At 68.4% G+C, this 21,840-nt stretch carries 24 protein-coding genes; 7 read left to right on the top strand and 17 right to left on the bottom strand.

All coding sequences use genetic code 11. The features are described from left to right. Position 1 precedes the first annotated feature (1 nt). Genes pdxA through LVB87_RS07265 form a run of 4 tightly spaced genes read left to right on the top strand, consistent with a single transcriptional unit; the run spans position 2 to position 3,136 of the window. Positions 2-982 (top strand): 4-hydroxythreonine-4-phosphate dehydrogenase PdxA, encoded by a 981-nt coding sequence (gene pdxA, locus LVB87_RS07280; RefSeq protein ID WP_232900255.1) that lies wholly within the window; start codon positions 2-4, stop codon positions 980-982. Then, on the top strand, positions 979-1,788 hold the full coding sequence (gene rsmA, locus LVB87_RS07275; protein ID WP_232900254.1) for a 16S rRNA (adenine(1518)-N(6)/adenine(1519)-N(6))-dimethyltransferase RsmA: 810 nt from the start codon (positions 979-981) through the stop codon (positions 1,786-1,788). The genes pdxA and rsmA overlap by 4 nt, the downstream gene beginning before the upstream one ends. Positions 1,789-1,819: 31 nt before the next feature. Next, the gene (gene apaG, locus LVB87_RS07270; RefSeq protein ID WP_232900253.1) at positions 1,820-2,230 is read left to right on the top strand and encodes a Co2+/Mg2+ efflux protein ApaG; all 411 of its coding nucleotides are present in this window, start codon (positions 1,820-1,822) and stop codon (positions 2,228-2,230) included. A 12-nt stretch (positions 2,231-2,242) separates the two neighbouring features. Continuing rightward, the gene (locus LVB87_RS07265; RefSeq protein WP_232900251.1) at positions 2,243-3,136 is read left to right on the top strand and encodes a symmetrical bis(5'-nucleosyl)-tetraphosphatase; all 894 of its coding nucleotides are present in this window, start codon (positions 2,243-2,245) and stop codon (positions 3,134-3,136) included. Here LVB87_RS07265 and LVB87_RS07260 read toward each other — a convergent pair. The 5 genes from LVB87_RS07260 to LVB87_RS07240 are packed head-to-tail and all read right to left on the bottom strand — an operon-like array spanning position 3,123 to position 8,482. Then, positions 3,123-3,620 carry a dihydrofolate reductase gene (locus LVB87_RS07260; RefSeq protein WP_232900250.1) on the bottom strand — a complete coding sequence of 166 codons (498 nt, stop codon included), beginning with the start codon at positions 3,618-3,620 and terminating at the stop codon, positions 3,123-3,125. The genes LVB87_RS07265 and LVB87_RS07260 overlap by 14 nt on opposite strands. A gap of 17 nt (positions 3,621-3,637) precedes the next feature. Further along, positions 3,638-5,953, bottom strand: coding sequence for a patatin-like phospholipase family protein (locus LVB87_RS07255; RefSeq protein WP_232900248.1), 2,316 nt, complete (start codon positions 5,951-5,953; stop codon positions 3,638-3,640). A 20-nt stretch (positions 5,954-5,973) separates the two neighbouring features. Continuing rightward, complete coding sequence (locus LVB87_RS07250; RefSeq protein ID WP_232900247.1) at positions 5,974-6,717, bottom strand: hypothetical protein; 744 nt, start codon at positions 6,715-6,717, stop codon at positions 5,974-5,976. Positions 6,718-6,748: 31 nt separating this feature from the next. Further along, positions 6,749-7,933, bottom strand: coding sequence for a hypothetical protein (locus tag LVB87_RS07245; protein WP_232900245.1), 1,185 nt, complete (start codon positions 7,931-7,933; stop codon positions 6,749-6,751). Positions 7,934-7,939: 6 nt separating this feature from the next. Next, positions 7,940-8,482: a DUF4136 domain-containing protein gene (locus tag LVB87_RS07240; protein WP_232900243.1), complete on the bottom strand. Its 543-nt coding sequence runs from the start codon at positions 8,480-8,482 to the stop codon at positions 7,940-7,942. Positions 8,483-8,715: 233 nt separating this feature from the next. Between LVB87_RS07240 and LVB87_RS07235 the strand changes: the two genes are divergently transcribed. Continuing rightward, positions 8,716-10,503: a sensor histidine kinase gene (locus LVB87_RS07235; RefSeq protein ID WP_232900242.1), complete on the top strand. Its 1,788-nt coding sequence runs from the start codon at positions 8,716-8,718 to the stop codon at positions 10,501-10,503. 12 nt (positions 10,504-10,515) lie between these two features. Here LVB87_RS07235 and LVB87_RS07230 read toward each other — a convergent pair whose 3' ends face one another. After that, entirely contained in the window at positions 10,516-11,127 is a 612-nt protein-coding gene (locus LVB87_RS07230) for a response regulator transcription factor (RefSeq protein ID WP_232900241.1), read from the bottom strand. Between the two features lie 136 nt (positions 11,128-11,263). Next, entirely contained in the window at positions 11,264-11,923 is a 660-nt protein-coding gene (locus tag LVB87_RS07225) for a response regulator (RefSeq protein ID WP_232900239.1), read from the bottom strand. Between the two features lie 230 nt (positions 11,924-12,153). Between LVB87_RS07225 and LVB87_RS07220 the strand changes: the two genes are divergently transcribed. Next, the gene (locus LVB87_RS07220) at positions 12,154-12,822 is read left to right on the top strand and encodes a response regulator (RefSeq protein ID WP_232900237.1); all 669 of its coding nucleotides are present in this window, start codon (positions 12,154-12,156) and stop codon (positions 12,820-12,822) included. On the opposite strand, the gene LVB87_RS07215 is transcribed toward LVB87_RS07220, so the two are convergent. From LVB87_RS07215 to LVB87_RS07180, 8 genes are all read right to left on the bottom strand, one after another. Then, on the bottom strand, positions 12,807-13,433 hold the full coding sequence (locus LVB87_RS07215) for a response regulator transcription factor (protein ID WP_232900236.1): 627 nt from the start codon (positions 13,431-13,433) through the stop codon (positions 12,807-12,809). The genes LVB87_RS07220 and LVB87_RS07215 overlap by 16 nt on opposite strands. A gap of 69 nt (positions 13,434-13,502) precedes the next feature. Further along, a complete protein-coding gene (gene thyA, locus LVB87_RS07210) occupies positions 13,503-14,336 on the bottom strand; it encodes a thymidylate synthase (RefSeq protein WP_232900235.1) in 834 nt (277 codons plus the stop codon). Positions 14,337-14,358: 22 nt separating this feature from the next. Continuing rightward, positions 14,359-15,228, bottom strand: a complete 870-nt coding sequence (gene lgt / locus LVB87_RS07205) for a prolipoprotein diacylglyceryl transferase (RefSeq protein ID WP_232900506.1) — start codon at positions 15,226-15,228, stop codon at positions 14,359-14,361. 68 nt (positions 15,229-15,296) lie between these two features. Beyond that, the gene (locus LVB87_RS07200) at positions 15,297-15,782 is read right to left on the bottom strand and encodes a TPM domain-containing protein (protein ID WP_232900233.1); all 486 of its coding nucleotides are present in this window, start codon (positions 15,780-15,782) and stop codon (positions 15,297-15,299) included. Positions 15,783-15,784: 2 nt separating this feature from the next. Further along, positions 15,785-16,693: a TPM domain-containing protein gene (locus tag LVB87_RS07195; RefSeq protein WP_232900232.1), complete on the bottom strand. Its 909-nt coding sequence runs from the start codon at positions 16,691-16,693 to the stop codon at positions 15,785-15,787. Positions 16,694-16,703: 10 nt separating this feature from the next. Continuing rightward, positions 16,704-17,375, bottom strand: coding sequence for a LemA family protein (locus LVB87_RS07190; RefSeq protein ID WP_232900231.1), 672 nt, complete (start codon positions 17,373-17,375; stop codon positions 16,704-16,706). A gap of 99 nt (positions 17,376-17,474) precedes the next feature. Next, on the bottom strand, positions 17,475-18,218 hold the full coding sequence (locus LVB87_RS07185) for a TerC family protein (RefSeq protein WP_232900230.1): 744 nt from the start codon (positions 18,216-18,218) through the stop codon (positions 17,475-17,477). A gap of 70 nt (positions 18,219-18,288) precedes the next feature. Next, entirely contained in the window at positions 18,289-18,669 is a 381-nt protein-coding gene (locus LVB87_RS07180) for a diacylglycerol kinase (RefSeq protein WP_232900229.1), read from the bottom strand. Positions 18,670-18,819: 150 nt separating this feature from the next. Here LVB87_RS07180 and LVB87_RS07175 point away from each other — a divergent pair, with 150 nt between their 5' ends. After that, positions 18,820-19,302: a VOC family protein gene (locus LVB87_RS07175; RefSeq protein WP_232900227.1), complete on the top strand. Its 483-nt coding sequence runs from the start codon at positions 18,820-18,822 to the stop codon at positions 19,300-19,302. 19 nt (positions 19,303-19,321) lie between these two features. On the opposite strand, the gene LVB87_RS07170 is transcribed toward LVB87_RS07175, so the two are convergent. Beyond that, positions 19,322-20,299, bottom strand: coding sequence for an isoaspartyl peptidase/L-asparaginase (locus LVB87_RS07170; RefSeq protein ID WP_232900505.1), 978 nt, complete (start codon positions 20,297-20,299; stop codon positions 19,322-19,324). An 83-nt stretch (positions 20,300-20,382) separates the two neighbouring features. Continuing rightward, the gene (locus LVB87_RS07165) at positions 20,383-21,774 is read right to left on the bottom strand and encodes a glycosyltransferase family 39 protein (RefSeq protein WP_232900226.1); all 1,392 of its coding nucleotides are present in this window, start codon (positions 21,772-21,774) and stop codon (positions 20,383-20,385) included. Positions 21,775-21,840: the final 66 nt, after the last annotated feature.

The raw sequence follows: 21,840 nt of genomic DNA, 5'->3' as shown, positions 1-21,840 counted from the left end.
CATGCAACATCCGCGGCTGGCGCTGGTGCCGGGTGAACCGGCCGGCATCGGCCCCGAACTCGTCGCGCGGCTCGCACAGAAGCCGCGCGAGGACTGCACGCTCGTCGCCTTCGCCGACCCCGACACACTGACCACGGCGGCCGCCACGCTTGGCCTGCCGCTGCGCATCCTTCCTGAAGATGCGCGCGCACATGCCGCCGGCGACTTGTGCGTGCATGTGGTGCGCAACGCGGCGCCCGTGCATTTCGGACGCACCGATCCGCGCAACGCGCAGCCGGTCGTCGACGCCCTGCAAACGGCGGCGCGCGCCTGCCTCGACGGCGCGTTCGACGGCCTGGTCACCGGCCCCGTACACAAGGCCACCATCAACGCCGGCGGCATCGCCTACACCGGCACGACGGAACTGCTCGCCACGCAGGCCGGCACGGACGTGGTGATGATGCTGGCGAACGAGACCGTACGCGTCGCGCTCGCCACCACGCACCTGCCCTTGCGCGCGGTCGCCGATGCGATCCAACCCGCGTCGCTCGAACGCACGCTGCGCATCCTGCACGAGGCCATGCGCGGCCCCTTCGGCATCGATGCACCGCGCATCGCCGTGCTCGGCCTGAACCCGCATGCCGGCGAAGACGGCCACATGGGGCGCGAAGAGATCGACGTGATCACGCCGGTGCTCGAAGTGCTGCGTGCGCAAGGCATGGACCTGCGCGGCCCGCTGCCGGCGGACACGGCCTTCCTGCCGGCGAAGCTGCGCGAGGTCGACGCCGTGCTCGCGATGTACCACGACCAGGGACTGCCGGTGCTCAAGTTCAGCGGCTTCGAACATGCGGTGAACCTCACGCTCGGCCTGCCCTATCCGCGCGTGGCGGTGGACCACGGCACGGCGCTGGATATCGCGGGGAAAGGCATCGCGGATCCCTCGAGTTTGTTCGCCGCCGTTGCGACGTGCGCGCGATTGGCACGCAGCGAGATTGCGGCATGAGCGACGACGAGCACTTCCAGTCCGGGGCGAAGAAACACCTCGGCCAGCACTTCCTGCACGAGAAGGGCATCATCGGGAAGATCGTGCAGGCGGTGGATCCGAAGCCCGGCGATCGGCTCGTGGAGATCGGCCCCGGCCAGGGCGCGATCACCTTCCCGCTGCTCGATCGCCACGGCGCGCTCACCGTCATCGAATTCGACCGCGACCTCATCGCGCCGCTCACCGCGGCGTCGAAGGCGCATGGCGCACTCACCATCGTGCACAGCGACGTGCTCGAAGTGGATTTCACGGCCCTGGCCGCAGGCATGCATGCGCAGGACGGCAAGATCCGCCTGGTCGGCAACCTGCCGTACAACCTGTCCTCGCCGATTCTTTTCCACGCCCTCGACCACGCCGCGGCGATCCGCGACATGCACTTCATGCTGCAGAAGGAAGTGGTGGACCGCATGGCGGCCGAACCGGGCAGCAAGGTCTACGGGCGCCTGAGCGTGATGTTGCAGGCCTACTGCCGCGTCGTGCCGCTGTTCAAGGTGCCGCCCGGTGCATTCCGGCCGCCGCCGAAGGTCGATTCGGCCGTGGTGCGGATGGTGCCGCGCGCGCCCGGTGAGATCGGCGTCCAGGACCCGAAGCGCTTCGCGCATGTCGTGCGCGCGGCGTTCGGCCAGCGCCGCAAGACCTTGCGCAACGCGCTGAATGGCGTGGCGGATTCGACCATGATCGAGGCTGCGGGCCTACGGCCGGATGCACGCGCCGAACAGATCGACGTGGCCGGATTCGTGCGGTTGGCCAACCTTCCAGCCGCCTAGCATTCACACTTGGGGCCGCTACACTGTCGGCATGAAGGACCGCACGCAGGAACAAAGCAGGCACGGGACCGGGGATTACGCGTTCGACATCGATGTCGACACCCGCTTCCTCGACGGAGAATCCGCGCCGGACGAAGGGCGCTTCGTGTTCGCCTACACCATCCACATCCGCAATCGCGGCACCGTGCCCGCGCGCCTGCTCGGGCGCCATTGGGTGATCACGGATGCGAACGGCAAGGTGGAGGAAGTCGTCGGCGAAGGCGTGGTCGGCGAACAGCCGTGGCTGCGCCCCGGCGAGGATTTCGAGTACACCTCCGGCACCATCCTGGAAACGAGCCTCGGGACGATGCGCGGCAGCTACGACATGCTCGCCGACGACGGCACGCGTTTCGCCGCACCGATTCCCGCCTTCACCCTCACCGTCCCGCGCACGCTGCACTAAGGGACGACGATCATGGCGACCTGGGCCATCGGCGATCTGCAAGGGTGCTTGGATCCGCTGCAGCGGCTGCTCGAACGCATCCGCTTCGACCCTGCGCAGGACAAGCTCTGGTTCTGCGGCGACCTGGTCAACCGCGGCGGGCAATCGCTGGAAACGCTGCGGCTCGTGCATTCGCTCCGCGAGCACAGCATCGTGGTGCTCGGCAACCATGACCTGTCGCTGCTCGCCATCGGCGAGCGGCGCCCGGAAGAACAGCGCAAGGTCAACCCGGACCTGCAGCGCGTGCTGCTCGCCGACGATGCGCGCACGCTGCTCGACTGGCTACGCATGCAACCGCTGCTGCATGCCGATCGCACGCTCGGCTGGATGATGGTGCACGCGGGCCTGGCCCCGAAGTGGACGACGGCGCTCGCGGAAAAGCACGCCGGCGAAATCGAACGCAAGTTGCGTGGCGAGGGCTACGGCAAGCTGCTCAAGAACATGTACGGCGACAAGCCCGCATGGTCGCCGCGCCTGACGGGCATCGAACGCGAGCGCGCGATCATCAACGTGTTCACGCGCCTGCGGTATTGCTCGCCGCGCGGTCGCATCGCGTTCGAAGAAAAGGGCGCGCCGGGCACGCAGCAGGCGGGCCTGTATCCCTGGTACGAAGTGCCGGGCCGCGTGGAGCGCGACCTGAAGATCGTGTGCGGGCATTGGTCCACGCTCGGCCTGTTCATCGGCCACGGCGTGCATGCGATCGACACCGGTGCAGTGTGGGGCGGCAAGCTCACCGCGCTGCAACTGGATACGGATGAACTGCGCATCGTGCAGGTCGCCGGGCGCGACGTGCCGGCGAATCCGCCGCAGCCGCGGCCGCCGTACCACCGGCCGGTGCGGCAGCAGCGCGCGCCTACGGACTCGTGAGCGCGTAATCCACGAACTCGAACGCGAACGCATGCTTCGCGTCCGGCGCGTGCGCTTCGCGCGCCACGACGCGCCACCGCGCCGCATCGAATGCCGGGAAGAACGCATCGGCCCCGTCGACGATCGTGTCCACGTGCGTGAGGTGCAGGTGCGTGGCGCGCGGCAGGCACAACGCGTACACCTCGCCACCGCCGATCACGCACAGCTCGCCGGCCTCCTGCGCGAACGCGAGCGCATCGTCGATCGATCCCACCGCGTCCATCCCTTCGAACGGCACCTTCCCGCTGCGCGTCAGCACCAGGTTACGCCGGCCCGGCAGCGCGCGGCCGATGGATTCGGCTGTCTTGCGTCCCATCAGCACGGGCTTGCCCAGCGTGAGCGCCTTGAAGCGCTTCAGGTCGGCGGGCAGGTGCCAAGGCAGGGCGTTGCCCTTGCCGATGGCGTTGCGGCGGTCGAGTGCGGCGATGAGCGAGAGCGTCGTCATCGCCGCAGTATCGCCGATCAGAAGGTCTTGCCGATCTCGATGAACACCACGCCGTCCCCGCCTTCGCGCCAGCCGTAGCCGAACATCATCGGCCCGACCCACGAGTCGAAGCCGATGTACATGCTGGCGTTCCAGATGCCGTCGCTCCAGGACATGTCGCTGCGGTTTTCCCACGCGTTGCCGTATTCCAGCGTGCCGCCGACCAGCGCGGAGCGACCGAACACTTCCGCGAGCTGGTAGGTGTAGCCGAGGAACACGACGGCGTAGTCCTGCCCCGTCAGCTCGTTCTGGCGGAAGCCGACGAGGTGCCCGCGCCCGCCCAGGCGGTAGCGGTCCTGCACCGGCAGCGTGCCTTCCAGCGTGATGTGGTACGACCCGCCGACCTGGAAGGCATGCGGGGTGTCGCCGAGCGCCCTGGCGCCGATGAAGTCGACCTCGAACTGCGAATAGTCCGTGTCGCTGCCGAAGGCTTCGCGCGCCACCTTGTAGTTGATCGTGCCGCCATAACCGTTGCGCGGGAAGTACAGGCTGTCGAGGCGATCGACGTCCGCGAACAGGAACAGGCGACCGGTGTTGAAATCGTAGGTCGGCAACGAAGGATCACCGACCTGCACGTCCGCGTGCCCCATCGCGTAGTCGTAGCCGATGCCCGCCGCGCCGTAGTTGCCGTACTCGCGGCCGAAACGCGCCGTCAGGCCGTAGGTCCGCACGTCGTAGGTGGCCGTCAGGTGCGCGTCGTCGTCGAAGACGTTGATGTTCGGATTGTCGTAACCCAGGCGCAGGTAGCCGAGCCAGCGGTTGGCCACGTCGAAGGGATGGTAATACTCGCCCCACAGCGAGGGCTCGTTGCCCAGCGACACACCGACGCGCGCTTCCGCGCCGTAAGGCGACAGCGGCGAGATGAGGATCGCGCCGCGCAAGCTGCTGGTGTAACTGCCGTTGAGGTCGGCGCTGACCAGCAGGCCGAGCTGCAGGTAGTTCGGGCCGTGCGGTTTTGCGCGCGCATGCACGAGCAATCCGGTTTGCCCCTGCTCCTCGATGACCTCGTAGGTGACGCTCGCGAACGTGCCGACGCTGTACACCTTCAACACGCGATCGCCGACGCGCGCGGTGTCGAGCGGTTCGTTCAAGGGCACGTCGAGGCGCCCGAGGATGTAGTCGTCTGCGTACTGGGTCTGGTTGTCCAGGCGGACGAAGTGGATGATCGGCGGTTCCTTCGACGGCTGCGGCCGCGCGGCCACCGCCGCGTCGTACAGCGCGGCCGATTCGCCGAAGCGCGCCAATGCCGGACGCGCCTTTTCCGCCGCCACGCGGCCGATCTCCAGCGCTTCGGGCGCCTTGGAGAAATCCGACGTCGTGACCTGCGAACCGAGCTCCGGCGTGATCAGCACATCGTTCGGCCCGAGCGTGGCCAACATGCGCTTGGTGTTGCCGACGGTGAGCATGCCGCTGATCTGCGAGACGACCTGCAGGATGCTGGCATCGGCGTCGAGTTTTTCGAGCGGCGTGCCCACATCCACCGCGATGACGATGTCCGCGCCCATCCCGCGCACGACATCGATCGGCACCTGGTTGGCGACGCCACCGTCGAGCAGCACGCGGCCCTGGAGCTGCGCGGGCTGGAACACGCCGGGCAGCGACATGCTCGCGCGCATCGCCATCGCCAGGCTGCCGTGGTCGAGGATCACCGCCTCGCCCGTGTTGAGGTCGGTGGCGACGGCGCGATAGGGAATCGGCAACTTGTTGAAGTCGTCGATCGCGCTCACGCCGAGCGTTTCCTTTTCGAACATGCCGAGGATGCGCTCGCCCTGCAGCAGGCCGGGTGACACGCGCACCTTGCCGCCGCTGATGCCGAGGCCGACGGTGGCCAGGCCGACGCGGTCGTCCTGTTTGCGCCGATACGAACGCTCGGGGCGTGCGAGCTTGTCGTCGAACAATTGCTTCCAGTCGGTGGAGCGCACGAGCTGCTCCATGTCGTCCACCGACACGCCGGCGGCGTACAGGCCGCCGACGAGCGAGCCCATGCTCGTGCCCGCGACGCAGTCGATCGGGATGTGCAGCGCTTCGATTTCGCGCAGTACGCTGATGTGCGCAACACCGCGCGCACCGCCGCCGCCGAGCGCCAGACCGATGCGCGGGCGGGTGTCGCCGGGCTGGCGCGTGCCGCAATGGTTTTCGCCGACGGGCATGTTGACCACGCCCGGCGGCGACGTAGGCGCGGTCGCTTGTGCGAAGGCGGGGTGCGCACCCGCGACCCAGAGCGCCATGCAGCAAGACGCCGCTGCGGCCAGGCCGTAGCGGCGTCCTGCACGCCTGTTCCGGGAACCGTCCATGCGCCCCTCCCACGCTCAGCTCAGAAGCGGAATGCGTACCCGATGATCGGTCCGCTCATGTTGATGCTGACGCGATTGCCGTTTGGTTTCAGGTCGACGTCGAGATAACGGTAACCGAAGGCCCAGGACCCGTGCTGCGTGTGGTACTGCCCCATCGCGCTGGCATTCCACGTGCCCTCGGTGTCGCCCCAGGAGCCATCGCCCCGCAGGGTCAGGCCCCAGTTGTGCGAGAACGCAAAGGTGTAACGCACGCCGAGCATGAAGTCGGTCAGGGTGTCCCCGGTGTCGACGATCACGGGCGGGTAGGCCGGGTCGCGTGGCGTGAGCGTGGTGTTGAAGTCGACGTCGATCACGCGCAGGCCGGCGAAGGTCTCCACGCCCGTGAAGCGCTCGTTGCCCGGGCTGTAGACCGCGGCGGCTTCGAACAGGCGCGTGTCGAGGTCGGCCGTGGCGCGGAAGTTCGGTTGCTCGCTTTCGTCGGCGAGCCCGAGGTAGGTGAAGTCCGCGAAGAATCCGAAGCCATCGCCCTGCCCTTCGACATGGATCTCGCCCACGCCGTCGAAATGATCGACGAGGTCCTGGAACTTCACGTCCGAACTGGAGGAAGACGGCGGGATGTTGGTGGTCAGGTCGGTGCCGACGCTCGCGCCCCAACCATAGGGAGCGACCAGCCAGTCCCATCCGCCGGATGACGGCGCGGCCTGTGCGGTGGCGGCGAGGGACAACAACGAAGCGAAGGCAAGCAAGCGAACGCGCAATGTCATGTTTCGATACTCGTAGTGGAGGACGAAGGACTTACAACAACATGCCGAGCACCTTCGACAGGAGCTCGCGGAACGACGCCACGGTGAAGACGAGGGGCGCGAACGGCGCCGCCACCGCGATCACGAGCATCACCAGGGTGCGGCGATCGAGGGGCACGGGGCGCATGTCGGTGACTGCGCCCATCGAACCGCCGATGTCGGCCAGGCCCGAAAAATCCGCGGAGCCGAGCAGCTCGGGATCCTTGTCGGCATTGCGCCGCGCCAGCCAGCGGCGCTCGAAGACCATGACGTAGTCGGCGGCGAGCGCGCCGAAGCGCTGCAACTCCAGGCGGCGCGCCTGCACCATGCTCGGCGAAAAGAAGAACAGCGGCCCGACAACGGCGAGCACCAGCAGCGCGCCCATCACGACCATCGCCGGCACGTGGTCGTTCAGCGTCGCGGCACCGCGGAGGACTTCGCGGGCGATCTTGCCGGCCACCACCGCGCCCTGCGCCAGCAGCACGAGCACGAAGCTCGCCACGCTCGTCGTCAGGAAGCCGATGCCGCCGGCGCGATCCGGATGCGTGGCGCGCAAGGTCAGCGGCAGGCGCGACACGCGCCACAACCAGTACCACCACAGGCCGATCCGGTAGTACCAACGCAACAGCAGGAACTGGAGCAGCGGCGCGCTGATGTGTTCGAACCACCACCCGGCGGTGTTGAGCCCCGAGCCGTCGTTCGCCATCCACCAGGCATCGATGGCCACGGAGGCGTTGGCTTGCCGCCAGATCCATGGACCCGCGATGAAGACGAGCGCCAGCAGCGCCACTTCGATCCACGCGCTGTTGCGAAGGCGGATCACGCCGTTGATGGACGCGCGGAAGTCGGGCAACGCGTTGTCCGGAACGAGGTCGGCGTCCACGAAGTTGCGCGCGATCGTGCGCAATCCGATATGCACCGTCGGCTCGGCGAGCACCAGCAGCGGCACTGCGACGAGGAAACTCGCGTACATCGAAATGTCGTTGAGGAAGGGCAGCGCCGTGCCGCTCCACGCGACGCCCTCGTACACGGCGAGCGCGAACATCGGCAGCCACAACAGCGCCGCCAGCACGATCATGCGACGGCGCAGCAGGCGCAGCGGCGGCTGCGCCATGCGGGTGCGCAGATAGAGCTGGTACAACGGCCCGCCGAGGATCAGCGAGAAATCTTCGTCCTGCGCTGCGTCCCGCCGCGCCACGCCGGATCAGCCGCCGCCGGCGCGGAAGGGATACTTCACGAAGATCTCGCGCACGGCATCGTCGAGGGCCTGCGCCTGGTTGTCGCGCATCTTGTCGGAGATGCGTGCGGTCGCCGTGCCGGCCCACACGAGTTGCCGGCGCTTTGCGTCGACGACGTCGATGTTGAGCGTGCCTTCGTCGTACTGGTCCACGTAGGTCTGCCAACCGCCCCACGCGCCCCAGCCGCAACAACCGTAGCCGTACCAACCGCCGCCCCACCCCCACGGATAGCCGTAATAGCCACCGGGGTAGGAGTGCACGCGCGTGCGTTGCGCGACGTTGGTGCCGAAGTTCACGAGCAGGTCGGCGTCCTGCGCTGCATACGCGTAGCCGCGCGCTTCCATTTCGCGCCGCGTGGCGGCCTTCAGGCGTTGGGTGGTCAGGCTTTCGTAGCCTGCGCCGTCGGTGCTGGGCTCCTGCCAGAAACCGAAGGTGCGGTACTGGGCGAAGTTGACGGCCTGGTCATAGGTGGCCCGCACGTCGGGCGTGGTGGTGCAGGCTGCCAACATCACGGCAGCCGCCAATGCCAGGCATCGGGACCAACATCGTTTGGTTTGCGCTTGTGTGTTCATGGCGCCTCTCCCCGCTTTGGGTGGATTCTGGTGATCGCGACCGTCCGCGCCATTGGCCTTCGGGGCAACGCGGCCGTCGCAGGCGGGCCCGGCGAAGCGCCGCCCCGCCCTGCCGGTGAACATACCGCCGGGTTGCCCTGTGCCGCCGTGAAGACGAAGCGAAGGTGGGCGTGGACATTTTCCCCATCGGGCAGCGGCGTTTCCGCGCGTTGGCGCGGGGCGGCGATGCAATGCTCACGCGCATGCCCACCTTTCGCGACACGCTGCGCCGGCAGCTCGATTCCGGACTGCCCTCCCTCCTGATGCTGTGCTGCATGGCGGTGGCCCTGTGGTTCACCTCCCAGCACTGGCACGAGCGGCTTTGGACCTCGATCGGCATGGCCTGCCTCGTGCTTTTCTCCGTCATCGACCTGCGGCGCCGGCGCGCCCTGCAGCGCTCGCGCGCGGAGGCGCGCATCCGGGCGGAGGAAGCATGCGTGGCGCGCGATGCGGAGAGCCGGTTCCTCGCGGCGATGAGCCACGAGATCCGCACGCCGATGAATGCCGTGCTGGGCATGATCGACCTGCTGGCCGACACGCCGCTGGATGCCGGGCAGCGCCGCCTGCTCGCGCGCAGTCGCGACGCATCGCTCGTCACGCTGCGATTGATGGACGACCTGCTCGACTTTTCGAAGATCGACGCCGGCAAGCTCGAACTCGAACGGCGTGCCGTGTCGCTGCATCGGCTCGTGGATGCGGTGTGCGGCACGCTCATGCCGCTGGCGCAGCGACGGCGCGTCCAACTGTGCTGGACCGTGGACCCTGCGGTGCCGCCGTACATCGCCGGCGATGCGTTGCGGCTGCGACAGGTGTTGACCAACCTGGTGGGCAACGCGGTGAAGTTCACCGAGGACGGGCAGGTCGACGTCCACGTCGGCCTCGAGGACGGTGGGATGTTCTGCATGCGCGTCACCGACACGGGCGTCGGCATCGCGCCGGAGGCGCTGCACAGGTTGTTCCGCCCCTTCCAGCAGGCCGATGCGGCGACGACGCGCAAGTTCGGCGGCACCGGGCTCGGGCTGAGCATCGTCAGGGACCTGGTGACCCTCATGGGCGGCGAGGTCGGGTGCCGGAGCACGCCCGGCGTGGGGAGCACGTTCGAAGTGCGCCTGCCGATGGACACCTGGCATCCCGCCGTCGAGGAGCCGGCCGATCTTCCCGCGTCCTTGCCCTTCCGCGCGCCGCGCGGCCTGCGCGCGTTGCTGGCGGAAGACCATCCGGTCAACCGCGAACTGATCCAGGCGCAACTCGCGAAGCTCGGATGGTCGTGCGACTGCACCGAGGATGGCGAGGCCGCATGGGACGTACTGCGCGACGACGCGCGCCTGGGGGACTACGCGCTGCTCATCACCGATTGCCACATGCCGCGCCTGGATGGATACGACCTTGTCCGGCGCCTGCGTGCGCATGAAGCCGCGCACGGCCGCACGCGGCTTCCCGTGCTCGCGCTGACGGCGAATGCCCTGCAGGGCGAGCGGGAACGATGCCTCGCGCTCGGCATGGATGCCTACCTCACCAAGCCGCTGCAGTTGCCGGACCTGGACGCAGCGCTCGCCGATCTCCTGCCCGTGGCTGCAGCGCCACCGCCGTATCCCTTCCTGCATGAGGCGTGCGGTGGCGATCCCGCGCGCGTGGCCATGTTGCTGCGGGCGTGCTGCGAACAGGCGCAGGGCGACCTCGCGTCGCTCGAGACCGCCATCGGTTCGAACGCCGCCGTCGACATCGCGCTGTATGCGCATCGGCTGCTCTCGGTCGCGCGCCACCTCGAAGAGCGCGAAGCCGCCGAAGCACTGGTCGCGCTGGAAGTGGCCTCGCGTGTCGGCCGCAGCGAGGCGTGGGGAGGATTGCATGCGACAGCGCGCGACCTCCTGCAAGCCGGCGTGGCGCGCGCAAGCCAGACCGCCGCCGCGATGGGATGACGACCGCGCAGCTCAGATCCCGTTGGCGCGGGCGAACTCGATCAGGTCCCGCAGGTTCGTCACGCCAAGCTTGCGCATCAGCTTCCGGCGATAGGCGCTGACCACCTTCGGCGACAGCGCGAGCGCGGCGCCGATCTCCAGGTTGGTGCTTCCGGCGGCGAGCCCCTTGAGCATCTCGAACTCGCGCTCGGTGAGGCTGCCGAGCAACGCATCATCGTCGACGACGACGCCCGCGGGCGGCAGCGCCGTGCGGAAGAAACGACGTCCCTGCGCCACCGTGGCGATGGCCAGGCGCAGGTCGGCGAGCGAACTGCGCTTGCAGGCATAGCCGTCGGCGCCGGCCCGCAGGGCGCGCGCCGCGCCGTAGGCATCGTCCTCGCACGAGAGCACGAGCACATTGACGGGGAAGCGTTCGGCGCGCAGCTGGCGCAGCACCGCGATGCCGTCGAGTCCCGGAAGATGGAGGTCGAGGACCAGCAGGTTCGGCCGGAACCGGCGAACCGCTTCCAGCGCCGCGTGGCCGTCGTGGCACACCGCGACGATGCGATGGTTGCGCGCCGGCATCGCCCGACGCAAGGCGAGTGACACGATGGGATGGTCGTCGGCGACGACGAGTCGGTGCATGGCCTGCCCCGTGGCATCGCGCGCGGATCGCGCACAACGGGAAGGTTAGCCACGCAACTTCGGTGCACTCAATCGACAACGTCGGCATCGCGCCACATCCACTTTGGGAAATCGCGCGTCGTGCGTTCGCGATTTCTTAGTTCGCGACTTCGGCGTCGGCTTCCAACTGGATCGCGATGCGCACCAGTTCGGCCACCGAGTGCGCCTGCATCTTGTGCATCACGTTGGCGCGATGCGCCTTGACCGTGCGCTCGCACATGCAGAGCGTCGCGGCGATCTGCTTGTTGAGGCGGCCCGCGGCCACCTGTTCAAACACGGTGCGCTCGCGGGTGGTCAGCAATGCGAACCGCTCGCGCACCGCGCGACGACGATGGCGCACGGCCTGCTGCGCGTGGCTGCGCTGGATCGCGCTGCCGACCGCGGCAAGCAACGGATCGCGCTCGACGGGCTTGGCGAGGAGATCGACGGCGCCGCGCCGGATCGCGAGCACGCTCATCGGGATATCGTCCGGCCCGCTCATGAGCACGACGGGCGGTGCATCGTTGCGCTGCGCGAGGGCGAGCTGCAGGTCCATGCCCGACGGGCCGGGCATGCGCACGTCGAGCAGCACGCAGGCCGGCACGTCGATGGGCCAGGCCAGCAGGAAGTCGGCGGCCGATGCGTGGCAGCGCACGGGATGTCCCGCGATCTCGAGCACGAGGCGCAGCGATTCGCGCACCGCTGCATCGGCATCGACGACGTGCACGACGGCGGGACTCGTCGCGACGGGGGGTGGCACGAGGGCCACGGCATTCATCATGTTCATTGGGCACCTGCCTTGCGTCCGATGAGGGACCGGCTGTTGGCGGTTGTTCGCACTTCGCATTGGATTCCCCGCGGATCGCATCTTCGTGGTTCGGCGTGGGAAAGCTACGCGCGAGGGAGCGGAACGATCCATTGGGAAAAGTCCCCGGATCGGACGCGAATCGACCTTGGCCGCAGTTTCGGTCTTGCACCGATCGGCACGCGGGAACGAAGCTCCCGTCGATGGACTCGCACCGCATCCTCGTCGTCGAACCGCACACGCTCAATCGCGTGGTGATGGCCCAGCAACTCGCAACGCTCGGCCATGCATGCACCTGCGTGGGCGATGCGGATGCCGCGTTGGCACGCCTGGCGGCGGAGCCGTTCGACCTCGTCCTCGCCGCGTGCCGCATGCCCGGCGTGGATGGCTTCGCACTCGCATCGCGCGTGCGCGACGACGCCGCGCACATCGGTGTCGCGCCGGTGGCGGTGGTGGGATGCAGCGACAACGTCGCCGTCGACACCACGCTCGCGGCGCAATGCGGCATGCGCGCGTGCATCCCCACGTCTCCTGCCACGCACGTGCTGGGCGAAGTCCTGCGCCGGTTGCTTCCGGTGCGCGGCGAAGACCCGATCCGGCTCGCGCACTGGCCGTTGTTCGCGCGCGCATCGCGCGAAGACCTGCACGACGCGCGCGTCGCCCTCGCACAACGCGATCCCGTCGCGCTGCGCACCGCCTTCCACCGCATCAAGGGCGCCGCAGCCATGATCGGCGCCACCGCGATCGCCGATGCGTGCAAGGCGGGGGAAGCCGCGGTGGCAGCGTGGCAACACGATCGCCTGTCCGCCGCCATCGACGAAGTCCACGCGCGGCTCGACGCCGCGCAGGCGCGCTTTCAGGCGAGCAGGTAACCGAGCCCGAGTTGCGAGAGGTAATGCTTGAGGTCGGTCTTGGAGCCGAGCGAGAGTTTGCGCAGCGCGTTGTACTTGTGCGCGGTCACCGTCTTGTAGCTGCGGTCGCTGTCCAGCGCGATGGCGTGCAGGTGCTGGCCGCCGGCGAGCGCGACGAGCACGGCGCGTTCGCCCGGCGTGAGCGTTTGCCAGGGATGGCGGCGTGCGGCATCCAGGTCGATGCGCGGGTCGATGAAGCGATCACCGACGGACAGCGCGCGGATCGCTTCGATGGCCACGTCGGGTCCGCTCGATTTCGATACGAAGGCCTGCGCGCCGGCGTCCAGTGCATGCAGCGCCAGCATCGGCTGGTCCGCGCCGGTGTAGGTGACCACGCGCACCTCGGGCCGCAGCGCGACGACGCGTTCGAGCAAGGGGATGCTGTTCGATGCGCCCGGCATGAACAGGTCGAGGACGAGGTAATCGACGTCGGCCGTCGGCAGGTGCGCGAGCAGCGCGTTGCTGTCGCTCACCGTCTCCACCGACGCCAGGCGGCCGGCGAAGGCGGTCTTGAGCAGCTCCGTCAACGCAACGCAGATGATCGGATGGTCGTCGGCGATGAGGACCTTCACGGCGCGCCCCTGCGGCTTCGCTTGGGGCGAGGATACGCCGGCGGCGTGACCGGTCAAATCGCGGTGGAATCAGACCGCGATGGGCGCCTTGATCGCCGCGTGCGGCTCGTAGCCGACGATCTCGAAATCCTCGAAGCGGTACTCGAAGATCGACGCCGGCCGGCGGTGGATCACCAGGCGCGGCAGCGGGCGCGGCTCGCGCGTGAGCTGCAGGCGGGCCTGTTCCAGGTGGTTGTTGTACAGGTGCACGTCGCCGCCCACCCAGACGAACTCGCCGACTTCCAGCTCGCACTGCTGCGCGATCATGTGCACCAGCAGTGCGTAGCTGGCGATGTTGAAGGGCGTGCCGAGCAGGAAATCCTGGCTGCGCGCCATCAGCATGCACGACAGTCGGCCGTCGGCGACGTAGAACTGGAACAGCGTGTGGCACGCGGCGAGGGCCATGCGGCCGTTGCGCACGTTCTCCTGCGGGCGGAGCGCCTCGTCGGGCAGGTATTCGACGTTCCAGGCGCTGACGATATGGCGGCGCGAGTTCGGCTTCTTCTTCAGGCCTTCGATCAGCGCGGACACCTGGTCGATCGTGCCGCCGTCGCGCGTGGGCCAGCTGCGCCACTGCGCGCCATAGAGCGGGCCGAGGCTGCCATCTTCGGTCGCCCATTCGTCCCAGATCGTGACGCCGCGCTCCTGCAGGTAGCGCACGTTGGTGTCGCCCTGGAGGAACCACAGCAATTCGTGGATCACCGACTTCAGGTGCAGCTTCTTCGTCGTGACCAGCGGAAAGCCTTGCTGCAGGTCGAAGCGCATCATGCGTCCGAACACGCTCAGCGTCCCCGTGCCCGTGCGGTCGCCCTTGGGCGTGCCCTGCTCGAGGATCTCGCGCATCAGGTCGAGGTATTGCTTCATCGCAGGCTCCCGGTGCGATCGATCAGGCGACGCGCGGCTGCAGCGTCGGCGCGCTGCGCGAACACCACAGCCACGCCAGGCCGAGCAGGATCAGCGGCACGCTCAGCAACTGGCCCATCGTGAGCCAACCGAAGGCGAGGTAATCGAGCTGCTGGTCGGGCACGCGCACGAATTCCACGAGGAAGCGGAACACGCCGTAGAGCAGCACGAACAGCCCCGCCACCGAATAGCGCGGTCGCGGCTTGCGCGAATAGATCCACAACACGGTGAACAGGACGAGCCCTTCGAGGAAGGCCTGGTACAGCTGCGAGGGATGGCGCGCGAACGCATCCAGCGCACCGCTCTGGAAGTGCGCGCGCAGGGTCGCGGCATCCATCGACGCGTAGGGCTGCGGCAGCGATGCAGGAAACACCACGCCCCAATCGGCGTGCGTCACCTTGCCCCACAGTTCGCCGTTGATGAAATTGCCGATGCGACCGAAGCCCAGGCCCGGCGGCACGAGCGGCGCGACGAACTCCAGCGTGTCCATCACGTGCAAACCGCGCCGGCGCGACCACCACCACACCGCGGCCACGACGCCGAGCAGCCCGCCGTGGAAGCTCATGCCGCCTTCCCACACCTTCAGCATCTGCAGCGGATGCGCCAGGTAGGTGTGCAGGTCGTAGAAGAGGATGTAACCGAGGCGGCCGCCGAGCACCACGCCCACCATCGCGTAGAACATCAGGTCGCCGTAACCATGCTCGTCGACGCCGGGCAGGCGTCCGGCATTGATGCGACGGCGGCCGAGCCACCACGCAATGCCGAAGCCGAGCAGGTACATCAGGCCGTACCAGTGGATCTTGAGCGGACCCAACGCGAGCGCGATCGGGTCGATGTCGTGCAAATAGATCAAGTCGTGCAAAGGGGTCGTCCCGGTCGGCGCGGCCAAACCGCATTGTGCATCACGCCGGGCGCAAGGACTCAGAGGATGCGCGGGGCGTTCGGGAGTTCGTCACGGTCCTCGCGGCCGGGCACGAGCGGTGCGTGTTCGGCGAGCAGGTCCGACAGCGCCTCGATGCCCCGCACGATCGCGTCGGCGGGCGGGCCGCCGCGCAGGCCGGCCTGGATGTCGTCGCAGATCGCGCGCCAGCGCGCGGGGTCCACGCCGCGCAGGCCGCGGTCGGCGACGATCTCGATGCGATGGTCGGCCAGCAGGAGGTAGAGCAGCACGCCCGTGTTGCCCTCGGTGTCCCACACGCGCAGGCGTGCGAAAGCGTCCTCGGCATGCGCTCGGGGTTCCTCGCCGCGCAGGACGTCGAGCCAGTGCAGCGCCGGGTCGACCGCGAAGCAGATCTCGCCGGAATGGCGCAGCTCGCCGGCGTCAATCGCGGCGGTAATGCGCGCCATCGCCTCCGGCGGAAACCATCCGTGGGCCGAGGGTGCAAACAAGTGGCGCAACAGGCGCATCGTCACCAGCTCCCCGAGGCGCCGCCGCCCCCGCTCATGCCACCGCCACCGCCCCAGCCGCCACCTCCGCCGCCGAAGCCGCCCCCGCCGAATCCACCGCCACCGAACCCGCCGCCGCCCCATCCGCCGTGCCGCGCAAAGCGCCCGCTCGGCGCCGCGGACAAGCCGATGACGAGACCGAGGAAGGCGCCGATCCCGCCGACCAGCAACGCCGACGACAACAGCCATGCGATCCCGCCGGCCGCGGCGCCGCCGGCCAATCCGCGCAGCCCCGCCGGCAACCAACGGAAGATCCCGCGCGCGAAGTTGGCCACGATGAACGCGACGAACAACGGGAAGATCCAGTTGCGCCCCGCATCGCCCTTGCCGGGTCCCGTGTTGTCGGCCATCGGCTCGGGCAAGGGTTCGCCGTCGATCAGTTTCACGATCGCCGCGGTGCCGTCGATCAGGCCGCCGCCGTAATCGCCGCTGCGGAATTTCGGAACGAGGTATTCCTGGATGATGCGGTTGGCGATCGCATCGGGGATCGCGCCTTCCAGGCCGTAACCCGGTTCGATGCGCACGCGATGGTCGTCCTTCGCCACGACCACGAGCACGCCGTCATCGACCTTCTTGCGCCCGAGCTTGTACTGCTCGAATGCGCGCACCGTGTACTGCTCGATGGTTTCCGGCTGCGTCGTCGGCACCATCAGCACCTGCAGTTGGCTGCCCTTGCGCTTCTGCAACGCAAGGGCCTGTTGCTCGAGCGTGCTCTTTTGCGTGGCATCGAGCGTGCCGGTGGTGTCCACCACCGGGTTGTCGAGTTTCGGAATCGGCGCCAGGTCCTGCGCCAACGCCGTCGCGCACACGAGCCACGCGCAGGCGAGCAGCGCGCACGCGACCCGGCGCAGAGGCGCGAGGCGAAGCGCCATCGCGATTCCGTCAGTACGCCGGCGCGGCGGTCGACGCCGGAGCCGGCGCGGTGGGAGCCGTCGGCGCGGCGGGTGCGGCCGGCGGCGGCGACGGATTGGCGGCCCCGAAGTCGACCGACGGCGCTTCGGAAATCTGCTTCTCGTTCTCCACCGTGAAGTTCGGCTTCTGCTTGGCGCCGAACATCATCGCTGTCAGGTTCTGCGGGAAGGAGCGGATGTACGCGTTGTAGTCCTGCACCGTCGTGATGTAACGACCGCGCGCGACGGTGATGCGGTTTTCCGTGCCTTCGAGTTGCGCCTGCAGGTCGCGGAAGGACTGGTCGGACTTGAGGTTCGGGTAGTTCTCGGTGACGACCATCAGGCGCGAGAGCGCGCCGGAGAGTTCACCCTGCGCGGCCTGGAACTTCGCGAGCGATTCCGCGTCGTTCGCGTTCACCTGGATCTGCCCGACCTTCGCGCGCGCTTCGGTCACGCGGATGAGCACGTCGCGCTCCTGCGCGGCATAGCCCTTCACCGTGTTCACGAGGTTCGGGATGAGGTCGGCGCGGCGCTTGTACTGGTTGAGCACTTCCGACCAGGCCGCCTTGGTGGCCTCGTCCTTCTGCTGGATCTGGTTGTAGCCACAGCCGGACAGCAGGGTGATCAGGAACAGGAGGAAGGCAGCGCGCAGGGACGGACGCATGACGGTGGCTCCGCAATGGGGGTCGCGGCGCATTCCAGCATTGGCGGCGCTAGCGCGCAATGAAGCCCGGCCGGACGCCCGGCCGAGCCCCGCCACGACTCAGGGGGCGAGCCGGCGGCCGTTGGCCCGCTTGCGGGCCCAGAGGTTCAGGCACTCCACGCCGGCCGAGAAGCCCATCGCGCCGTAGAGGTAGCCCTTCGGGATGTGGATCTCGAAGCCGTCGAGCAGCAGGTAGGCGCCGATCAGCACGATGAAGGCGAGCGCCAGCATCTTGATCGTCGGGTTGCGCTCGATGAAGTGGCCGAGCGGCGTGGCCGCCAGCAGCATCACGCCGACCGCCAGCAGGATGGCGCACACCATGATCGTCGTGTGCTGCGCCATGCCGACGGCTGCGATCACCGAGTCGAGCGAGAACACGATGTCGATGATGGCGATCTGCGCGATCACCATGCCGAAGGAGGCCATAGGTTTGGTGTGGACGTCCTCTTCCTCGGACTCGCCGGCGAGCAGGTCGCGGATCTCCATGACGCCCTTCACCACCAGGAACACGCCACCGAGGATCAGCACCAGGTCGCGCACCGAGATGCCCTGGCCGAAGAGGCGGAACAGGTCGGAGGTCAGGCCCGCGAGCCAGGCCAGCGTGAGCAGGAGGCCGATACGCGTGATGCACGCCACCGCGATGCCGAACTTGCGCGCGCGCTCGCGGTTCTCGTGCGGCAGCTTGCTGACCGCGATCGAGATGAACACCAGGTTGTCGATGCCGAGCACGATCTCGATCGCGCTGAGGGTCACCAGGGTGAGCCACGCTTGGGGATCGGCGATCCAGGAGAACACTTCAACCATCGACAACACTTCCTCGTTACGTTCTTTGTTGGCAGCGCCGGGTCAGAACACGTTGTTCAGAACCGGGTGTTCAGAACCAGCGCGGCCCCACGATCAGGCCCCACGTCAACAGGACGTTGAGCATCAACACGAACACCGCAGCCGAACCCATGTCCTTCGCACGGCCGGCGAGCTCGTGGAATTCCGCGCCGTAGCGCTCGATCACCGCCTCGACCGCGGAGTTCAGCAACTCCATCGACAGCACCAGCAGGCAGCTGCCGATCAGCAGCACGCGCTCCACGCCGTCCTTGCCGAGCCAGAACCCGAGGGGCCCGAGCACGACGAAGAGGTAGACCTCCAGGCGGAACGAGGATTCGTGCAGCCAGGCCGCACGCAGGCCCTGCAGCGACCACTGCGCCGCCTTGAGGATGCGCCCGGGGCGGCGGGGAAGGTGTCCGGTTTCGTCCGCCATGGACCGAGGTGAGGGCGCGGCTTGCCGCAAGAAGCCGGGATTCTGCCACGCCGCGCGGGCGGGCGGCGACGGCTTGCCCCCGGTCACCGGGGGCTAACGTCTCGCGGCGCACGTTGCGCGTTCCTTTTTGCAACGATCCCGAGTCCCGCCATGGCCGTCAGTCCCGTGCCCGAGGGGTACCACACCGTGACTTCCTACCTGGTCGTGGAGGACGCGGCCCGGGCATTGGCGTTCTATACGGAGGCGTTCGGAGCGAAGGAGCTCTACCGGCTGCCGATGCAGGGGGCCGACGGCAAGGAACGGATCGGGCATGCCGAGACTCGGATCGGCGACACGATCCTCATGCTCTCGGACGAATGGCCCGACATGGGTTACCTCGGGCCGAACAAACGCGGCGGCAGCACCGTCGGCTTCGTCATCTACGGGCCTGACTGCGACGCCGCCTTCGCACGCGCGGTGCGCGCCGGCGCGACGGTCGAGAAGGCGGTGGCCGACCAGTTCTGGGGCGACCGCATGGGCACGGTGCGCGACCCCTTCGGCCACAAGTGGACGCTGGGCACGCACATCGAGGATGTGCGGCCCGAGGAACTCGCCGATCGCATGAAACGCGCGAACCCGGACACCACGGTGTGAGCGCCCGGCCCGGGCGCACTCAGTGCGCCGGGGTTTCCTTCTCGTCGTTGTAGATCGCCGTGCCGCGCGTGCCGTCGGGCTTCATCCATGCCCGGTACATGCCCGCGGTGTTGAACGGCATCGCGATGTTGCCGTCCTTGTCGAGCGCGATCGCGCCACCGTCGCCGCCCATCGCCGGGACGATCTTGTCGACGACTTCTTCCGCGGCCGTCGCCAGGCTGTCGCCCTTGTAGGCCACGCGCATGCAGATGTCGTGCGCGACCGCGGCGCGGATGTAGAACTCGCCCCAGCCCGTGCCCGACACGCCGCAACGCGCATCGGCCCAGGTGCCGGCGCCGATGATCGGCGAATCGCCGACGCGGCCGTAACGCTTGTTGGTCATGCCGCCGGTGCTCGTGCCCGCGGCGATGTGGCCCTGCTGGTCGAGCGCGACCACGCCAACGGTGCCGAAATAGCTGCCCTTCACATGCACGCCAGCCTGCGCCTTTTCCTTCGCCTGCGCCTCTTCGAGCTGCTTGCGGCGACGATCGGTGTCGAACCAGGAATTCGGCACGCGTTCGATGTCGGGCAGCGAATCGGCGAACTTCTCCGCGCCCTGGCCCGCGAGCATCACGTGCTCGGAGCGCTCCATCACCGCGCGCGCGAGCAGGATCGGGCTGCGCACCGTCATCACGCCCGCGACCGCGCCGGCGCGCTGCGTGTGCCCTTCCATGATCGAAGCGTCGAGTTCGTGCTTGCCTTCGGCGTTGAACACCGCGCCCTTGCCGGCGTTGAAGCGCGGCGATTCCTCCAGCACGCGGATCGCGGCGACGACGGCGTCGAGCGCGGGGCCACCCTTCGACAGCACCGCGTTGCCCGCATCGAGCGCCGCGTTGAGGTCGGCGCGCACGCCCTTCTCTTCTTCCGCGGTCATCGAACCGCGCTCGATGACGCCCGCGCCGCCGTGGATGACGAGCGCGGTCTTGTGCTTCGGCGGATCAGCAGCGTGGACGGGCATGGCGAAGGCGCAGGACAACGCGAGGGCGAGCAAGAGCGGGCGCATGGCGATCTCCGAGGGTCATGCCGCGGAGCATAGCCCGATCATGGCGAAGGCCGCAGTTCGAACACCTGCCGACCGTGATGCACCGCACCGAGCGGCCGCGCGACGTAGCCCGCGGTGACGGAGATCGCCCGCAACCCGGGCCACAACGCGACCGGGGCGACATACACGGTGCCGGGCATGCTGCCGGTGGCGAGCGCGCTCGCGAAATCCGCGTCGTAGCGGCGACCGAAGCGCGGCTCCTCCACCGGCGCGTGCGAATGCCGTTCCACCTGCGCATCCAGGTGCAGGTGCAAGCCCCAGCGCGGCGTGTCCTGCACGAACACGACCTTGCGCACCGGCCCTTCCGCGCGCGCTGCGATCTCCTGCGCCCAACGCGCGCTGTCCAACGGCGCGGGCCAGTGCGCGGCGATCACGCGCAACGCAAGCAGGCATGCGGCCCACGCGGCAAGCGATGGCCACTTCGGCCAACGCGCATCGACGGTGGACACCGCGACGGCGATCGGCACGAACAAGGGCAGCACATACAGCGGCAGGCGCGACTGTGCGAGGCAGAACACGAACAGCGGCAGCGTGAACCACAACGCGAGCAGCAGGCGCGACGCATCGCGCGTGCGTTCGCGCACATCGCGCCATGCACGCATGCGACCCGCCACATCGCGCAGCCAGCGCCAGAACGAGAACGTCCACGGCAGGCTTCCCAGCAGCAACATCGGCGCGTAGACCCGCGCCCATCCGAACCATCCGCCGTTGCGGTCGAATCGATCGCTCGCCACTCGGTCCAGCACTTCGGCGCCGAGGAAATAGGCGAGCAACCCTTCATGGCGCGCGACGACCGCCGCGTACCAAGGCAAGGCAATCGCGAAGAACACCGCCAGGCCCGCGACATGCCACCGCACACCCACGGACGCCCCGCGCACGAACCCTGCATGCGCGAGCACTGCCAACAAGGGCAACACCCCCGGCGGCCCCTTGATCAGGAACGCGACCCCGAACGCCGCCCACATGCCGATCCACGCCGCGCTCCGCCATCGCGCATGGCCGAACCGCGCCTGCACGAACATCGCCATCGCCACCGCTTCGGCCGCCGACAACGGAAAGTCGGTCGTCACCAACTGCGCCGCAAGGCAAGGCGCCAGCATGGTCGCGAACACCAACATCGCCTTCGCCTCGCGCCCCGGCGCGCAGTGCCGCGCGATCCACCCGACGCATGCGACACACACCAGGAACGAGAAGGCGATCGGCAAGCGCGCCGCCCACGCCTCCTGTCCGAACGCCCACACGCTCGCCGCGATGAGCCAATACGTCATGGGCGGCTTGGTCCAATGCCCGGTGATCTCGTTGCGCATCGGCGTGAGCCAATCGCCCCGGTCGAGCATCATCAGCGCGACGTTGGTGTAGCGGCCTTCATCGGGCTCGAAGATCCCGCGCATCCCGAGGAATGCAAAGGCCAGCAAGACGGCGAGGCCTGCCACGGCCAGGCCACGGGAAGAAAAAAA

It is taken from the genome of Lysobacter sp. KIS68-7 (genome assembly GCF_021284745.1).
Lineage (GTDB): Bacteria > Pseudomonadota > Gammaproteobacteria > Xanthomonadales > Xanthomonadaceae > Noviluteimonas.
This window is presented reverse-complemented; position numbering and strand designations above follow the sequence as displayed.

What these genes read in the sequence shown, in the direction of transcription:
- LVB87_RS07185 (WP_232900230.1), bottom strand. Translation starts at nt 18,218, where the DNA reads ATGGTTGAAGTGTTCTCCTGGATCGCCGATCCCCAAGCGTGGCTCACC.
- rsmA (WP_232900254.1), top strand. Translation starts at nt 979, where the DNA reads ATGAGCGACGACGAGCACTTCCAGTCCGGGGCGAAGAAACACCTCGGC.
- LVB87_RS07265 (WP_232900251.1), top strand. Translation starts at nt 2,243, where the DNA reads ATGGCGACCTGGGCCATCGGCGATCTGCAAGGGTGCTTGGATCCGCTG.
- LVB87_RS07175 (WP_232900227.1), top strand. Translation starts at nt 18,820, where the DNA reads ATGGCCGTCAGTCCCGTGCCCGAGGGGTACCACACCGTGACTTCCTAC.
- LVB87_RS07180 (WP_232900229.1), bottom strand. Translation starts at nt 18,669, where the DNA reads ATGGCGGACGAAACCGGACACCTTCCCCGCCGCCCCGGGCGCATCCTC.
- thyA (WP_232900235.1), bottom strand. Translation starts at nt 14,336, where the DNA reads ATGAAGCAATACCTCGACCTGATGCGCGAGATCCTCGAGCAGGGCACG.
- pdxA (WP_232900255.1), top strand. Translation starts at nt 2, where the DNA reads ATGCAACATCCGCGGCTGGCGCTGGTGCCGGGTGAACCGGCCGGCATC.
- LVB87_RS07255 (WP_232900248.1), bottom strand. Translation starts at nt 5,953, where the DNA reads ATGGACGGTTCCCGGAACAGGCGTGCAGGACGCCGCTACGGCCTGGCC.
- LVB87_RS07250 (WP_232900247.1), bottom strand. Translation starts at nt 6,717, where the DNA reads ATGACATTGCGCGTTCGCTTGCTTGCCTTCGCTTCGTTGTTGTCCCTC.
- LVB87_RS07220 (WP_232900237.1), top strand. Translation starts at nt 12,154, where the DNA reads ATGGACTCGCACCGCATCCTCGTCGTCGAACCGCACACGCTCAATCGC.
- LVB87_RS07240 (WP_232900243.1), bottom strand. Translation starts at nt 8,482, where the DNA reads ATGTTGGCAGCCTGCACCACCACGCCCGACGTGCGGGCCACCTATGAC.
- apaG (WP_232900253.1), top strand. Translation starts at nt 1,820, where the DNA reads ATGAAGGACCGCACGCAGGAACAAAGCAGGCACGGGACCGGGGATTAC.
- LVB87_RS07170 (WP_232900505.1), bottom strand. Translation starts at nt 20,299, where the DNA reads ATGCCCGTCCACGCTGCTGATCCGCCGAAGCACAAGACCGCGCTCGTC.
- LVB87_RS07260 (WP_232900250.1), bottom strand. Translation starts at nt 3,620, where the DNA reads ATGACGACGCTCTCGCTCATCGCCGCACTCGACCGCCGCAACGCCATC.
- LVB87_RS07200 (WP_232900233.1), bottom strand. Translation starts at nt 15,782, where the DNA reads ATGCGCCTGTTGCGCCACTTGTTTGCACCCTCGGCCCACGGATGGTTT.
- LVB87_RS07165 (WP_232900226.1), bottom strand. Translation starts at nt 21,774, where the DNA reads ATGCGCGGGATCTTCGAGCCCGATGAAGGCCGCTACACCAACGTCGCG.
- LVB87_RS07230 (WP_232900241.1), bottom strand. Translation starts at nt 11,127, where the DNA reads ATGCACCGACTCGTCGTCGCCGACGACCATCCCATCGTGTCACTCGCC.
- LVB87_RS07225 (WP_232900239.1), bottom strand. Translation starts at nt 11,923, where the DNA reads ATGAATGCCGTGGCCCTCGTGCCACCCCCCGTCGCGACGAGTCCCGCC.
- LVB87_RS07195 (WP_232900232.1), bottom strand. Translation starts at nt 16,693, where the DNA reads ATGGCGCTTCGCCTCGCGCCTCTGCGCCGGGTCGCGTGCGCGCTGCTC.
- LVB87_RS07190 (WP_232900231.1), bottom strand. Translation starts at nt 17,375, where the DNA reads ATGCGTCCGTCCCTGCGCGCTGCCTTCCTCCTGTTCCTGATCACCCTG.